The sequence below is a fragment of the Neobacillus sp. NPDC093182 genome, assembly GCF_044754045.1.
In genome coordinates this window covers 24,115-39,951 of the sequence record NZ_JBIVOI010000024.1, presented here as the reverse complement: position 1 = coordinate 39,951, position 15,837 = coordinate 24,115, and the positions used below count along the sequence as shown (strand labels likewise).

General features: G+C 40.4%; 10 protein-coding genes and 1 riboswitch. Of the genes, 8 read left to right on the top strand and 2 right to left on the bottom strand.

Annotated elements, in window-relative coordinates:
• Positions 1–94: 94 nt before the first annotated feature.
• The gene (gene ligA, locus ACIQAA_RS29670; RefSeq protein ID WP_402626782.1) at positions 95–2,098 is read left to right on the top strand and encodes an NAD-dependent DNA ligase LigA; all 2,004 of its coding nucleotides are present in this window, start codon (positions 95–97) and stop codon (positions 2,096–2,098) included.
• A gap of 13 nt (positions 2,099–2,111) precedes the next feature.
• Positions 2,112–3,278, top strand: coding sequence for a CamS family sex pheromone protein (locus tag ACIQAA_RS29665; RefSeq protein ID WP_402626779.1), 1,167 nt, complete (start codon positions 2,112–2,114; stop codon positions 3,276–3,278).
• A gap of 443 nt (positions 3,279–3,721) precedes the next feature.
• Here the strand turns inward: ACIQAA_RS29665 and thiC are convergent, their stop codons facing one another.
• Complete coding sequence (thiC, locus tag ACIQAA_RS29660) at positions 3,722–5,506, bottom strand: phosphomethylpyrimidine synthase ThiC (protein ID WP_402626776.1); 1,785 nt, start codon at positions 5,504–5,506, stop codon at positions 3,722–3,724.
• A gap of 141 nt (positions 5,507–5,647) precedes the next feature.
• Positions 5,648–5,762, bottom strand: a riboswitch (TPP riboswitch).
• A gap of 243 nt (positions 5,763–6,005) precedes the next feature.
• Between thiC and pruA the strand changes: the two genes are divergently transcribed.
• Positions 6,006–7,553 carry an L-glutamate gamma-semialdehyde dehydrogenase gene (pruA, locus tag ACIQAA_RS29655; RefSeq protein WP_402626774.1) on the top strand — a complete coding sequence of 516 codons (1,548 nt, stop codon included), beginning with the start codon at positions 6,006–6,008 and terminating at the stop codon, positions 7,551–7,553.
• Positions 7,554–8,310: 757 nt separating this feature from the next.
• Here the strand turns inward: pruA and ACIQAA_RS29650 are convergent.
• Positions 8,311–8,451, bottom strand: a complete 141-nt coding sequence (locus ACIQAA_RS29650) for a YrzI family small protein (protein WP_402626771.1) — start codon at positions 8,449–8,451, stop codon at positions 8,311–8,313.
• 650 nt (positions 8,452–9,101) lie between these two features.
• On the opposite strand from ACIQAA_RS29650, the gene ACIQAA_RS29645 reads away from it, so the two are divergent.
• The 5 genes from ACIQAA_RS29645 (at position 9,102) to cobA (ending at position 15,821) form a co-directional block, all read left to right on the top strand.
• Positions 9,102–10,034 carry an ABC transporter ATP-binding protein gene (locus tag ACIQAA_RS29645; protein WP_402626768.1) on the top strand — a complete coding sequence of 311 codons (933 nt, stop codon included), beginning with the start codon at positions 9,102–9,104 and terminating at the stop codon, positions 10,032–10,034.
• Positions 10,027–10,971: an ABC transporter permease gene (locus ACIQAA_RS29640; protein ID WP_402626766.1), complete on the top strand. Its 945-nt coding sequence runs from the start codon at positions 10,027–10,029 to the stop codon at positions 10,969–10,971. Before ACIQAA_RS29645 ends, ACIQAA_RS29640 begins: the two co-directional genes overlap by 8 nt.
• Positions 10,972–11,615: 644 nt before the next feature.
• The gene (nirB, locus tag ACIQAA_RS29635; RefSeq protein WP_402626763.1) at positions 11,616–14,030 is read left to right on the top strand and encodes a nitrite reductase large subunit NirB; all 2,415 of its coding nucleotides are present in this window, start codon (positions 11,616–11,618) and stop codon (positions 14,028–14,030) included.
• A gap of 6 nt (positions 14,031–14,036) precedes the next feature.
• Positions 14,037–14,357 carry a nitrite reductase small subunit NirD gene (gene nirD / locus ACIQAA_RS29630; RefSeq protein ID WP_402626761.1) on the top strand — a complete coding sequence of 107 codons (321 nt, stop codon included), beginning with the start codon at positions 14,037–14,039 and terminating at the stop codon, positions 14,355–14,357.
• A 27-nt stretch (positions 14,358–14,384) separates the two neighbouring features.
• Entirely contained in the window at positions 14,385–15,821 is a 1,437-nt protein-coding gene (cobA, locus tag ACIQAA_RS29625) for a uroporphyrinogen-III C-methyltransferase (protein ID WP_402626758.1), read from the top strand.
• The last annotated feature ends 16 nt before the right edge of the window (positions 15,822–15,837 follow it).

Here is a 15,837-nt window from a genome sequence, read left to right as displayed (position 1 = left end):
TGTAGAGCGCAAATCAACACGGCCAAATTATAAAAAGAATTGCCCCTGTTATGGGGCTATTCTCGTATAATTTTACAATGAAAGGGCTGGATGTATGGACCTTCAAACAGCGGAACTGAAAATCAATGAACTAAGAAGCCTATTAAATCAATATGGCTACGAATATTATGTGCTTGATCAACCTTCAGTACCTGATGCAGAATATGATCGTTTAATGCAGGAACTCTTAGAATTAGAGTCAGCATTTCCAGAATTAAAATCACCAGATTCACCATCTGTTCGTATTGGCGGAGAGGTGCTGGATTTATTTGAAAAAGTAGAGCACCGAACACCAATGTTAAGCTTGGGTAATGCCTTTAACGAACAGGATTTAAAAGATTTCGACCGCCGCGTTCGTCAGGCAGTTGGAGATAATGTCTCCTATGTCTGTGAATTAAAAATTGATGGCCTAGCCGTTTCTTTACGCTATGAAAATGGCTTGTTTATCCAAGGAGCAACAAGAGGAGACGGAACCATTGGCGAAGATATTACCGCAAACTTAAAGACAATCAAATCCATCCCTCTGCGCCTGCGTGAGAATGCAACATTAGAAGTGCGCGGTGAGGCTTACATGCCAAAGCGTTCCTTTGAAGCGTTAAATAAAGCCAAGGAAGAACGCGGGGAAGAGTTAGCTGCAAATCCACGAAATGCGGCAGCAGGTTCATTAAGACAGCTAGATCCAAAAATTGCTGCAACAAGGAATCTTGATGTCTTTCTATATGGAATTGGCGGCGGTGATGTTAACGCAGCATCCCACAGTGAAGGATTAGATTACTTAGACCATCTTGGCTTTAAAACAAATAAAGAGCGCCGAAAATGCCCTGCGATAAACGAGGTTATTGAGTATGTAAATGGCTGGGTCGATAAGCGCCCGCATTTACCATATGAAATAGATGGCATTGTGATTAAGGTAGATTCGTATGAGCACCAGAGTAAGCTTGGAACAACAGCGAAAAGCCCGCGCTGGGCAATTGCCTATAAATTCCCCGCTGAAGAAGTCGTTACAACTCTTTTAGATATTGAATTAAGTGTTGGCAGGACCGGTGTTGTCACACCAACGGCCATTCTTAAACCGGTAAAGGTAGCTGGTACCACCGTCCAGCGTGCCTCTTTGCATAATGAAGACTTAATCCGCGAAAAGGATATTAAGATTGGCGACCAAGTCGTGGTTAAAAAAGCAGGAGACATCATTCCAGAAGTAGTCAATGTTCTTGCAGAACAACGAACTGGAGATGAACGTGACTTCCAAATGCCAACGCATTGTCCAGAATGTGAAAGCGAGCTTGTTCGATTTGAAGGAGAAGTTGCATTACGTTGTATTAATCCGAAATGCCCGGCGCAAATCCGTGAAGGTTTGATTCACTTTGTATCACGCGACGCAATGAATATTGAGGGTCTTGGTGAAAAAGTAATCAGCCAGCTTTTTGCGGAAAAACTAATCTCGGATGTTGCTGATATTTATAAGCTCACACGCGATCAGCTAATAGCCCTTGAACGCATGGGGGAAAAATCTGTTACCAATCTTTTAAAAGCGATAGAGGCTTCCAAAGGAAATTCGCTGGAAAAACTATTATTTGGTCTTGGAATTCGCCACGTGGGTGCAAAAGCGGCGAAAACACTTGCTCAAAGCTTCGATACAATGGAAAAACTGGCTAATGCCAAAAAAGAAGACTTATTGGCGATCAATGAAATTGGTGATAAGATGGCAGATTCTATTGTTGCTTTTTTCGAGCAGGAAGAGGCTGAGGAACTGTTGAAGGAACTAGTTTCTGTCGGAGTCAATATGGAATATAAAGGTGCTAAACCGGTTTCTGTTGAGGAATCAGACAGCATTTTTGCTGGAAAGACAGTAGTTTTAACAGGGAAACTGGAGCAGCTCTCTCGAAATGAAGCCAAGGAGAAGATTGAAGCACTCGGAGGGAATGTATCAGGAAGCGTCAGCAAGAAAACGCACCTTGTTATTGCTGGCGAAGACGCTGGCTCAAAACTTACCAAGGCGCAGGAGCTGGGAATTGAAGTATGGGACGAGGAGAAGCTTGTACTAGAATTAAATAAATAAGAGGTGTATCGACGTGAGAAAACTCTCATTGCTCGCTCTTTCCCTTATCTTACTGCTTAGTGGATGTGCACCAAATTTTCAAAAGCAGGAGAACGTTGTCCAAACAAAAGAAGAGGCGGAAGAGAAAGCAATTATTCCGAAATATAATATTTCCGACAACTATTATCGGACGATTTTACCGTTCGAGCCTGGGGAAGCACGCGGTTTAATAGTTGGAAATATTAATACTAGATATGACATTAATGAATTTGAAACAGGATTGATGAGGATTGCTCAGCATCAATTTGACCCCAAAACCTATTTGTTCCGTGAAGGACAGGAGTTAAAGCGTAATACCGTGAGATTGTGGCTGAACCGCAAATTTACACCAGCTCAATTAACTGAAGAGGGTTTAAAGGAAAGTGAAAACATTGGTTTAAACCCGCTTATGGAAGACGGGGCAGATTTTAGGGAAGGGAATACTAACAGTCCTATTTACTTAGCCCATATCTTAGAACATAATTACCTGATTAAAGGAGAAAACGATACTGTAAAATTAGGCGGTGTCGTGATTGGATTGGCATTAAATTCCGTTCATTATTACCGTACAGCAGTGGGTGAACCTTATTTTGAGAGGGAAATCGATTTTGCTGAAATGGAACGGGAAGGAAAGAAGATTGCCGAGGAAGTCCTTAAGCGCCTGCGGGCCATGAAAAATCTAAAGGATGTTCCGATTACCATTGCTCTGTTTGAACAGCAAAGCAGGTCATCTGTGGTGCCTGGCACCTTTTTTACCTATACCAATGTCGATAAAGGAAGCTCAACCATTAATACCTGGGAGCCGGTGGCTGAAAAGTATTTCCTATTTCCATCTACAGAGGCACAAGAGGCACACCGTGATGACGTAACTGCATTTTTAAACTTTAAGCAGGATGTGGAGGAGTATTTTCCAAACTTTAATGGTGTAATTGGCCGCGCCTTTTATATTGGGGATCAATTTACTGATTTAGATATCACCATTCCGATTCAGTTCTATGGGAAATCTGAAGCCATTGGTTTTACTCAATATGTAACAGGGCTTGTCCTAGAGCATTTTCCAGATTATATATCCGTTTCGGTAAGTGTCACCTCTGTTGACGGACCTGAGGCATTAATCGTCCGCAAGGCAAATGAGGCTGAACCGTTTGTGCATATATATTAACCTGGCGAAAATTATCAAGACGTAACTTAAAAATTCTTTATAAATAAAGGACAATACATATTTTAGTATCACTAATATGTGTTGTCCTTTTGTTTATTTATTTGCACAGCACTCCACTTGTGGGCCAGTATTGTCGAAAAAATATCTAAAGGAATGTCCTTTTATTTAAGTAATTGAAGATAGACAACCTTGCCTCTTTTAAAAAGATAATAGTAAGGCAAGGTTTCTTTTAATATTTTTTTAGCCTTCCACTGCTAATAATATAAAACATTTACTTTATTACACTTGATACATGTTTCATAATATAGATTGATTTTAAAATGATGATCACAATTTTGTTGTATTTCTACTAAACGTTTTTCCAAAAAGGCAAGATGAATTTTCAACTGAGTAATTTCCTCTTCAATTTTTTGGATCTTCACCGAAATAGCCTCCCAAGAAAGTTATTGATAAATGTTACCCCCAGATTGTTTAAACTCTGTAGCTTTTTCCTTCATACCCTTTTCGATAGCTTCATTCGCCTCAAGCTTGTTTTCTTTCGCGTAATTACGAATATCTTGAGAAATTCTCATGCTGCAAAACTTCGGTCCACACATTGAACAGAAATGTGCCGTTTTTGCACCTTCTGCAGGTAACGTCTCATCATGATATTCCAAAGCTCGTTCAGGATCCAATGATAAATTAAACTGATCTCTCCAACGGAATTCAAAACGAGCTTTTGATAAGGCGTCATCTCTTTTGTGTGCACCTGGATGTCCTTTTGCTAAATCAGCAGCATGTGCAGCTATTTTATAAGTTATAACACCTTCACGTACATCATCTCGGTTTGGTAGACCTAAATGTTCTTTTGGTGTTACATAACAAAGCATAGCCGTACCAAACCAACCAATCATGGCTGCACCAATCGCGGATGTAATATGATCATAGCCAGGAGCTATGTCAGTTGTAAGTGGACCTAGAGTATAGAAAGGAGCTTCCTTACAAATCTCCAGTTGTTTGTCCATGTTTTCTTTTATAAGGTGCATAGGTACGTGTCCTGGACCTTCAACCATTACCTGTACATCATGCTCCCAAGCAATTTTTGTTAATTCTCCAAGAGTTTCTAATTCCGCAAATTGTGCTTCATCATTGGCATCCGCAATTGAACCAGGGCGTAGACCATCTCCTAAGGAGAATGAAACATCATAAGTTTTCATAATCTCACAGATTTCTTCAAAGTGAGTATATAAAAAGTTTTCTTTGTGGTGGTGAAGACACCATTGTGCCATAATAGATCCACCTCGAGATACAATACCTGTTAAACGCTTTGCTGTTAACGGAACATATCGCAAAAGAACACCAGCATGAATGGTGAAGTAATCCACGCCTTGCTCGGCTTGTTCAATTAAGGTATCACGATAAACCTCCCATGTTAGATCTTCGGCAACACCATTTACTTTTTCAAGCGCTTGGTAGATAGGAACGGTTCCTACAGGAACAGCCGAATTACGAATAATCCATTCCCTTGTGGTATGAATGTTTTTACCTGTTGATAGGTCCATAATATTATCAGCACCCCACCGTGTGGCCCATGTCATTTTTTCGACCTCTTCTTCGATGGATGATGAAACAGCAGAATTCCCAATATTTGCGTTGATTTTAACATGGAAATTACGTCCAATAATCATAGGCTCTGCCTCTGGATGATTGATATTAGAAGGAATAATTGCTCGCCCTTTTGCAACTTCTTCACGCACAAATTCAGGTTTCATATTTTCCCTTAATGCGATAAATTCCATCTCAGGAGTGATGATGCCCTTCCTTGCATAATGAAGCTGTGTGACGTTTCTTCCTTTTTTTGCACGTAATGGTTTACGCTTTAAACCCGGGAAAACATTATGATTAGCACGAGGATCTTTCTCATCCTTATATCCATTGTCTTCAGCCTTAATTTCTCTTCCTTCATATTCCTCAACATCTCCTCGTTCATGAATCCATGAGCTTCGAAGAGAAGGAAGACCTTTTGTAATATCAACTGAATAATCAGTATCCGTATATGGCCCACTTGTATCATAGACCCGAATTGGCGGATTTTCTTCTTCACCAAAGGTGCCTGTTGTCGGACTAAGTTCAATTTCACGCATTGGTACCTTGATATCGGGTCTTGAGCCTTCAACATAAACCTTTTTACTACCTGAAAAGCTAGACATGATGGAAATGCGTTTTTCGTTTAATGAAGTTGTTGACATAAAGTAAATCTCTCCCTGTTTTTAAAATTAAAGGTCGAGATCTAGAACAAAACGAGTGGATGAAAAGTAATGAAGTACATAAAAAAAGCCGAGTCCAAAAAGGATGGACCGGCTTTATATGTAGAAGTTTATTCAATACATGATGACTTTTTCTAACTTCCCCACGCTAGTATGATCTAGATCAGGTCCGAAGGGTCAAGAAACTTCAACGTGTTTCTCTCTCAGCCCACCTTATTGGACTCCCCTAGTTATTACTATTCAATTTGGTTTTAGTATACATGAGTCTTAAGTAAAATAAAAGGAACATTAAAAAAATAAAAAATATAAAAACCGTATCTACTTGGAAATAATATCCTCATCTGAGTATAGTAGGGTTAACCATACGCCAGGTTTTTTTTGCCAAAATATGCCTTAATGGCTATCCATTGATACGTGTAAAAGAAACATGTTAGAATGTACGAGGATGTAATGTTTTTTAATACATAGGAGGTTTTAAGACATGGTACAACCTTATAAGCATGAACCATTCACAGATTTTACAATTGAAGAAAACCGTCAGGCCTATCTTAACGGGATAAAGACAGTTGAGAGTTATTTAGGCAAAGATTACCCACTTGTAATCGGCGGAGAAAAAATTACAACAGAAGATAAAATCGTTTCTTATAATCCCTCAAATAAAGAAGAAATAATTGGAACCGTTTCAAAAGCTAGCAGAGATCTTGCGGAACAAGCAATGCAGGCAGCCGTTGAAGCGTTCAAAACTTGGAAAAAAGTGAAAGCAGAAGTACGTGCAGATGTATTATTTAAAGCAGCGACCATTATTCGCCGCCGTAAGCACGAGTTCTCTGCCCTTTTAACAAAGGAAGCAGGTAAACCATGGAAGGAAGCGGATGCAGATACTGCAGAAGCAATTGACTTTCTTGAATATTATGGCCGCCAAATGCTGGAACTTAAAGATGGTGTTCCCGTTAATAGCCGTCCAAACGAATTTAACCGTTATAACTATATTCCACTAGGTGTGGGAATCATCATCTCACCTTGGAATTTCCCATTAGCAATTATGGCTGGTACAACAGTAGCAGCGATTGTTACAGGTAATACCGTTTTATTAAAACCAGCTTCTACCACTCCAATTGTTGCAGCGAAATTCGTTGAAGTAATGGAAGAAGCAGGTCTGCCTAAAGGTGTATTAAACTTCGTACCAGGAAGCGGTGCTGAAGTGGGCGACTACTTAGTAGACCATAAAGATACTCGTTTCATCAGCTTCACAGGTTCACGCGACGTTGGACTTCGTATTTTCGAACGCTCTTCTAAAGTGAATCCAGGTCAAGTTTGGATGAAGCGTTTGATTGCTGAAATGGGCGGTAAAGATACGATTGTGGTTGACTCCGAAGCAGATTTAGAGCTGGCTGCACAATCAATCGTTGCAGGCGCATTTGGCTTCTCTGGTCAAAAATGTTCAGCATGTTCTCGTGCGGTAATCGTTGAGGATGTTTATGATACGGTTTTAAACCGTGTTGTTGAATTAACCAACCAATTAACTGTAGGTGACCCAACTGAGCAAGGAACTTTCATGGGACCAGTTACCGACAACAATGCTTTCAAGAAAATCATGGAATATGTTGAAATCGGCAAGCAAGAAGGAAGACTAATGACTGGCGGAGAAGGAGACAATTCAAAAGGCTATTTCATTCAACCGACTGTAATTGCAGACCTTTCTCCAGGTGCACGCATCATGCAGGAAGAGATTTTTGGTCCAGTAGTTGGTTTTACGAAGGCGAAGGATTTTACGGAAGCCATTGAAATTGCGAACAATACCGAGTATGGCTTAACAGGTGCGGTTATCACCACTAATCGTGAACACTTAGAGCAGGCTCGTGAAGACTTCCATGTTGGTAACCTATATTTCAACCGTTCATGTACGGGAGCAATTGTTGGCTATCAGCCGTTCGGCGGTTTCAACATGTCTGGAACGGACTCCAAAGCAGGCGGTCCTGACTACCTCTTGCTGCACATGCAAGCAAAGACTACATCTGAAATGTATTAATATCCAATTTTTCAAGCCCAATTCATATGAATTGGGCTTTTTTGATAGTGAAGTACTTGAACGAATGATAAAAGGTTTGTATTAATTGATGGATCAAATCAATTATGGCTGCATTATTTCCTCTTCATCTGCAATTAAAGGTGACGCGTATTCATTAATAAAAAGTATGTAGACCGGAAACAGAAGGCTAGACCCAAATATCAAAAGACTAAATCTTGGAAAAAGTGTAACTCCTGAACTAAGAGGAACTAAAACAGTGAAACAAGATAATAAAAGAATGAAATACGGTACCCACAGAATGAGTAACCAATAGCTGTTTTTTCTACCTAACTTCCATTTTTTTGTTAAGTAAATAAATAGTATTGTTGAAAGTAGAAGTCCAAGTACATTAATAACAGCAACAAGAATGTAAATATTATCCCATCTCCAGCCAGTTAAACTACTTATACGCGTTACATTTATTATGAGTTCAATTGCTATAAACAAAGCTAAAGCGTATAAGGCGCTAATAGTATTTATTTTTATGAAAAACTTCATCATAACCTCCGTAATTAAGAAACAGCATTGAACAACTCCGTGAAAAGTTCATTATTCAATTATACACCTTCTTAACAGAAATTCCTTTTTTATGACACTAGACTATTTACCATTTACTGGCTGATATCGGACCGATCTATTTTAATTTGACGGACGTTAACCAATGTTAACGTCCGACAACCAAGGTTATATTTTATAAAAATCTGCAATTGTAAAAGCGTTAGATATAATCATACATAGAAATTCGCTGGACTTTATTATTCTCATACATTTTTTCAACCACTTCTTGGTGGATAGCTTCTTCAATACTTATCTTTCGTTTTTCGACCATAATGGTAAAGAACAAAATATTGACGGTCATTGAAATCCCTCCTCTAATTAACCAATTATTAATGATAATTTCTCCCTAAACTTTTATAGGTATAGTATATATAGTGTGTGAACGAAAGAAATCGTGACTATGGAGTATTGTTTATTACTGCTTTAGTCTGATATATTTCTTCAAGTTTTGATGTATATAAACCTAGAATAGTCAGAGTCATTTACAACTCCCCCTTCAAAATATCTCTTTGATCTATAAACGTTTTGAATGCTGATCAAAGATACGGGGCAATAAATTAAATTGTTGTAAACAATGGTGCAGGTTCGTTGCACAAGTGTATTAATTAAATCGTTTAAGCAAAAAAGCATTTCCCTGTGTGACAGAGAAGTGCTTTTTCCGTATCTAAACTGAAATGAAAAATCATTTAACAATAATTTTATTATAATAATCGACATTTATTTATTGTAAAACAATAAATTATGTGTTAAAGTCAAATCGAGAATAAATAGGTAAGGTGCTATTTATAAAACAAGGTTCACCGATTCATATAAAATAGTTGTTTTGCTTTTGGGACTTCCTATCCTTGCTAAGTGAATCTCAAAAGTGATGAAGTAATTCATGGAGTAAAGATATTTTACATGGTGAACGAAAGGACGAAATGTCCAAATCTATCATTAACGGAGGAAAATATGAGTAACGAACCTATCATCAGCTTGAGTCATGTGACCAAACGGATTGGCCGAACTACCATCATCGACGATCTTACATTTGACGTACCGCAAGGCGAAATTTTCGGTTTTCTTGGTCCGAATGGGGCCGGTAAAACAACAACTATCCGCATGATCGTAGGTCTGATGTCAATCACGAAGGGCCAGATTGTGATTAAGGGTAAAAATATCAAAACTGAATTCGAGCAAGCAATCCGCCACGTCGGCGCTATCGTGGAAAGTCCAGAAATGTACAAGTATTTGAGCGGGTACCAAAACCTCGTTCACTACGCCCGAATGGTGCCTGGGGTAACCAAGGAACGGATTGACGAAGTGGTATCGCTAGTCAAGCTAGAAAACCGAATCCATGACAAAGTCAAAAAATACTCACTCGGCATGCGCCAGCGTCTCGGAGTCGCTCAAGCCCTGCTGCATCGGCCGTCCCTGCTCATTCTGGACGAACCGACAAACGGTCTTGACCCGGCTGGGATTCGTGAGCTGCGCGATTATTTGCGGCATTTAACCCGTACAGAAGGAATCAGCGTAGTCGTCTCCAGCCATCTGTTGTCCGAAATGGAGCTTATGTGCGACCGGGTCGCCATCCTCCAGCAGGGCAAGCTGATTGAGGTAATGCCGGTTCAGAGTTTTACCCGGAGAGAAGATCAAATTCAAACGTATCATATTCAAGCACAGGCGCCGGAACAGGCGTTGCTGACCATAAGACAGATGGAAGGTGTCCAGGATGTCAAACTGGTTGAGGATGGACTCTTCGAAGTTACTACTGAGCGAGAGCGCATCCCGGACATTCTAGCAGGGCTGATGAAGAACAATATTCGTATCTATGGCGTCCAAATGGTTAGCCAGTCTCTAGAAGAACGATTCTTGGAAATTACGGGAGGTAGACAAATTGGTTAATCTAGTACTCAATGAAAATATGAAGATTTACCGACGGGTGCGAACGTGGATCCTGGTCGGACTTATGGCCGCTTTTGTGCTTTTTGTTAATTTCATTGAATGGCATTCCGATGGAAAAAAGGCGGAAGGCGAAGGCTGGCGGGCAGCACTGCAGCAGGAGAATCAGCAATATAGCGAAATTCTGAAGCAGCCTAAGCTGGGTGAAGATGATCGAATGTTCTACGAGCAGCAGATTGCACTCAATGACTATCACTTGGAACAGAATATTCGCTCGACCGACGGCACCATGTGGGATGGCGTGAACGGTTCGGCCAATCTGATGATCGTGATTACTATTTTCACCATTATCATTGCGGGAGACAGCTTGGCGGGAGAATTTTCGTCCGGAACGATCAAGCTTCTGCTCATCAGGCCTGCTAGCAGGGTCAAGATTCTTGTCTCTAAGTATATCTCTTTTCTGTTGTTCGGCATGCTGTTGTTACTCACTCTGTTTGTCATTTCCGTCGTGATGAATGGAATCTTATACGGCTTTGGATACATGGATCTCCCATTAATTAGCATGACTGCGGAGGGGGAAATCGTCGAAAGGAATATGGTCCTCAATTTGTGGAAAACGTATATGCTTAACGGTGTATCTACGGTCATGTACGTAACGATGGCCTTTACGATTTCGTCCGCCTTCCGAAGCAGCGCGATGGCCATCGGGTTTTCCATCGGCGCCTTGTTTGCGGGTAATATTGTTTTGGAGGCACTGCAGCGGTTTGATTGGAGTAAGTACCTGTTGTTCGCCAACACGGATCTTACCCAGTACCTGAACGGACATCCTTTCCAAGAGGGAATGACATTGTCCTTTTCCATCGGAGTGCTCGCTGTCTATTTTCTCGTGTTCAATCTGATATCCTGGCTCCTTTTTACACGCAGAGACGTGGCGGCCTAACCTTGCCGACAAAGTCGATATAAACATCTTTCCATCAATCATGGGTGTGCTCTTTGTTCCACTTGCCTTAGTGGAGGGAAGGCTCACCCATGATTTTTTTGTTCTTTTTTAGGTATTTGGAGTGACCGAGATTGAAAATGAAAAGGTAATTGGGTAACTCCAGAAAAGCTACAGTGACCAAATAGTAAAATTAATCACATCAGGGTCTTTCTATTATAATTTTTTCATGACAATAATGTGAAATTGTTCGCAATGTTGCTTCATATGCAAGCTTAAACTACATCTGAGATGTATTAATATTACATTTTGTATCCCTTCTTGGTTGAGAAGGGGTTTTTGTTTCTTGAATTTATGGAAAAAAATGTCTAAATATACAAAACACCTTGAAAAATGTACAAAACCTCTGGAAAAATGTCCAAAACACCTAAAAAAGTGTTCAAAACCCTCAATAAAGTGTCCATAAATCTTCAACTAAACAATTCACCCCTTAGTTTATGACAATAATGTGAAATAGTTTACAAACTACTAATGATTTGTGACGTACCTCACAATTTTTCAAGACCTCAGCATTTACAATGTATCTATAGAGAAAAACTTAAATAACGTAAATTCATAGATTATCAAATATAAGGGAGCGATCCAACATGAAAAAACTAGTTATGATTGGAAACGGGATGGCCGGGGTTAGAACGATTGAGGAAATACTTAAACTTTCACCAAATCAATTTGAAATTACTGTTTTTGGACAGGAACCACATCCAAACTACAACCGCATAAAATTATCGAATATTCTTCAAGGTGATACAAGCTTTGAAGAAATCATCATTAATCCGCTAGACTGGTATAAAGAAAATAATATTCAATTATACACTAGAGAAGCAGTAACGAAGATCGATGTAGAAGCAAAGAAGGTAATTTCCGACCAAGGCCGTGAAGTAGAGTATGATGAATTAATTATTGCTACAGGTTCGAACTCATTCATTCTGCCCATTCCAGGTGCGGACAAAATAGGCGTTACAGGTTTTCGTGATATAAAAGATTGTGAAATGATGATCAAGTCAGCGGAAGATTATAAAAAAGCTGTTGTAATTGGAGGAGGGCTTCTTGGACTTGAAGCCGCACGAGGATTAATTAACCTTGGAATGAAGGTTGATGTTGTACACTTAATGCCGAATTTAATGGAACGCCAGTTAGACCCAATTGCATCTAGTCTCCTAAAAGCAGAGCTCGAATCCCAAGGCATGAAATTTTTGATGGAAAAGGAAACCGTTGAAATCATAGGAGATGAACGTGTTGCTGGTCTTCGTTTTAAAGATGGGTCTTTTGCGAGAGCGGATCTAGTTGTAATGGCAATCGGGATTAAGTCTAACACAATGGTTGCTAATGAAAGCGGAATTTATGTCAATCGTGGAATTGTCGTGAACGATTTTATGGAAACAAGTGCACCAAATGTGTATGCAGTGGGTGAGTGTGCTGAGCACAGAGAGATTGTATACGGGCTAGTTGCACCATTATACGAACAAGGGAAAATCCTTGCAGAAAGAATTTGTGGGAAAGAAGCTGCACCATATGAAGGCTCGGTAACTGGAACTCAACTTAAAGTCGCTGGAGTGGACCTTTACTCAGCTGGTGAGATTTTTGAAGATGGTACAACAAAATCAATTATGGTTTATAACGAATTTGATGGTATCTATAAGCGGGTTTTAGTCCGTGATAACAAGATTGTTGGGATTGTCCTTTATGGTGATACCAAAGATAGTACCAGATTGTTCAGAATGCTTTCAAAAAAAGAAGATATCACAGGAATCTCCATTTTTGAATCACAATGTTCAGCTGAAGGCATTAGCGGTGATATAGCTTCCATGCCGAATGATGAATTGGTATGCGGCTGTAATGGCGTGACAAAAGGAGCCATTGTTGAAGCGATTAAAACACAAGGTCTGACAACTCTTGATCAAGTAAGTCACTGCACAAATGCCGGACGTTCTTGCGGGCGCTGTAAGCCAATGGTAAATGACATTTTAGCTTATACACTAGGTGATCAATTTGACGCTGCCGCTGCACAGAAAACCAGCATTTGCGGATGTACAACCATCAGCCGTGAAGAGTTAGTTGCTGAAATTAAAGAAAAGGGCTTAACGAGCGTTAAAGAAGTGATGAACGTTCTAGAGTGGAATAACGAGGAAGGCTGTACGAAATGCCGTCCTGCTATTAACTACTACCTAGGTATGATTCACATGGATGAATATAAGGATGATCGTGACTCCCGTCTTGTAAACGAGAAAATGCACGCCAATATCCAAAAGGATGGAACATACTCAGTCGTTCCAAGGATGTATGGCGGAGTTACGACTGCTGCCGACTTGAAAAAGATAGCCGAAGTGGCAGAAAAATATGAGGTTCCACTTGTAAAACTAACTGGCGGACAGCGGATTGGCTTGTTCGGAGTCAAAAAAGAAGATTTGCCAAGTATGTGGGAAGAGCTGGATATGCCATCTGGCTATGCATATGGAAAAACACTTCGCACTGTAAAAACGTGTGTGGGAGCACAGTTCTGTCGCTACGGAACACAGGATTCTATGTCATTGGGAATTGAACTTGAGAAGAAATTTGAACGTCTTGATACTCCTCATAAAGTGAAAATGGGTGTGTCAGCCTGCCCAAGAAACTGCTCAGAAGCAGGAATTAAGGACATTGGCTTTGTTGGAATTGATGGAGGCTGGGAAATTTATGTGGCTGGTAACGGAGGAGTGGATCTCCGTGCTGGTGACCTATTGGCAACAGTAAAAACTGAAGCGGAAGTAATGGAAATCACTGGTGCGTACCTTCAATACTACCGTGAAACAGCTAATTATTTAGAACGTACTTCTAAATGGGTAGAACGTGTCGGCCTAGAGCATGTAAAAGAAGTCTTGGCAAACGAAGACACTAGAAAAGAATTAAATGAGCGTATGGATCAAACGTTGAAGAAATACATTGAGCCTTGGAATGAGGCTATTGAAAGTGAAGAAATTAAAGACAAATATTACGCAGTACACACTGTTAAGGCTGGAGAGTGATTATAAATGATCGTAATAAAAACTCGGACTCTAGTTGCTGCTTATTCTGACCTTCCAATAAGGTCTGGATATTCTGTGAATATGGATGATAAGGAAATCGCCTTATTTAAAGTAACAAATGGTAAAGTATATGGTATTGAAAATCGCAGTCCGCATCCAAAAGGCGGAGTTTTAACGGAAGGTCTAGTAAGTGGTGAATATGTTTTCTGCCCAGTCTATGATTGGAAGATTTCCTTGAGTGACGGAAAAGTACAGGCACCAGACGAAGGCCAAGTAAAAACGTATGAAGTGGAAGTCGAAGCAGATAAAGTTTATATTATTATTTAAAGTAGAGTTTGGAAGGATGGCTGCAGGATGGAATCAGGAAAAGTATTTTTAGTAGGAGCAGGGCCAGGTGACGTTCGATTAATTACAGTAAAAGGATTGGAAGCAATTAAGCAGGCTGAAGTCATTTTATATGACCGGCTTGCCAACCCAAAGCTTTTGGAATTTGCTCCAGCTGATTGCGAGCTCATTTACTGCGGAAAATTACCAGACCGCCATATATTACGCCAAGAGAATATCAACGACCTTTTAGTAGAAAAGGCGCTGGAAGGTAAAATGGTCGTCCGGTTAAAAGGCGGCGATCCTGGTGTTTTTGGCCGGGTTGGAGAAGAAGCAGCGGCCCTCGCTCTCTATCAAATTCCATTTGAAATTGTACCTGGCATTTCATCGGGGATTGCAGCCCCCCTTTATGCAGGAATTCCAGTTACCCATCGCGAGCATGCTGAATCGTTTGCCGTCGTAACAGCGCATGATAAATCTACTGATGGCAAACCCATGCTTGATTGGGAAGGGCTTGTCCGCGGAGTCGATACGATAGCTTTTTACATGGGTGTAGCTAATCTGCCGTTTATCTGTGAAAATCTGATTGCTCACGGAAAGCCTTCTGACACTCCGGTTATTTTAATTCAGTGGGGCACATTTGGCCGCCAGAAAACCCTTCAGGGAACCTTAAGTGATATCTCTAAAAAAGTCATAGAAGCTAAGTTTCGCAACCCGTCGATCATACTTGTGGGAGAGGTCATTTCCCTTCGTGAAAAAATTAGCTGGTTTGAAAAAATGCCATTATACGGCAGACAGATTCTACTAGCCCGTACAGGGGAAGGTGCCAGCGGCTTGGCAAAGGGATTAATGGAACATGGTGCGGATGTAATCGAATTTCCAAAATGGAAAAAGACAATTTTACCTGTAGAGGTAGGGAATGTTCCAAATTACGATAAAATTTTGTTCACATCCCCTCAGAGTGTCGGAGAATTCTTTCATGCCGTCATTGAAAAGGGAATTGATATTCGAAAAATAAAAGCTGATTTCTATGCAGGCTCCAGCAAATCTATTAATGCCTTAAAAGAACGTGGATTTATTGCAAGCCTCATCAAGGACATGCCACAAGAAGGAAGCTTGCTGGTAGTCGGTGACAATCGTAACTATGAGGTTGAAAATGCTGATTTTTTAGTTACAAGTAAAAAAGAGCTCGACCAGCAGTTCCTGCCAATTTTTCAACGAATGCTTGAGGAAGCTGAAGTGAATACGATGGTATTTCCAAGCGGGGCATCGGTGGGCGTATTTATCGAAGGCTTAAAGAAATGCGGTATTGACGTTTTCGACCTTTTAAAAGATGTCCAAGTGGTTTGTATGGGGCAGCATACTAAAGAACAAGTTGAACATGTAGGTCTAGTATCAGTTGGAATTCCGGTTTCTCCAACCAGGGAAGCGTTGGTTGAATACTTAATCCAGTGTCCGAATGTTTAGGAAAGGCAGGGTGTAT

Coding starts and splice junctions, on each gene's coding strand:
- nirD (WP_402626761.1), top strand. CDS start 14,037: ATGATCGTAATAAAAACTCGGACTCTAGTTGCTGCTTATTCTGACCTT.
- ligA (WP_402626782.1), top strand. CDS start 95: ATGGACCTTCAAACAGCGGAACTGAAAATCAATGAACTAAGAAGCCTA.
- nirB (WP_402626763.1), top strand. CDS start 11,616: ATGAAAAAACTAGTTATGATTGGAAACGGGATGGCCGGGGTTAGAACG.
- cobA (WP_402626758.1), top strand. CDS start 14,385: ATGGAATCAGGAAAAGTATTTTTAGTAGGAGCAGGGCCAGGTGACGTT.
- thiC (WP_402626776.1), bottom strand. CDS start 5,506: ATGTCAACAACTTCATTAAACGAAAAACGCATTTCCATCATGTCTAGC.
- ACIQAA_RS29645 (WP_402626768.1), top strand. CDS start 9,102: ATGAGTAACGAACCTATCATCAGCTTGAGTCATGTGACCAAACGGATT.
- pruA (WP_402626774.1), top strand. CDS start 6,006: ATGGTACAACCTTATAAGCATGAACCATTCACAGATTTTACAATTGAA.
- ACIQAA_RS29650 (WP_402626771.1), bottom strand. CDS start 8,451: ATGACCGTCAATATTTTGTTCTTTACCATTATGGTCGAAAAACGAAAG.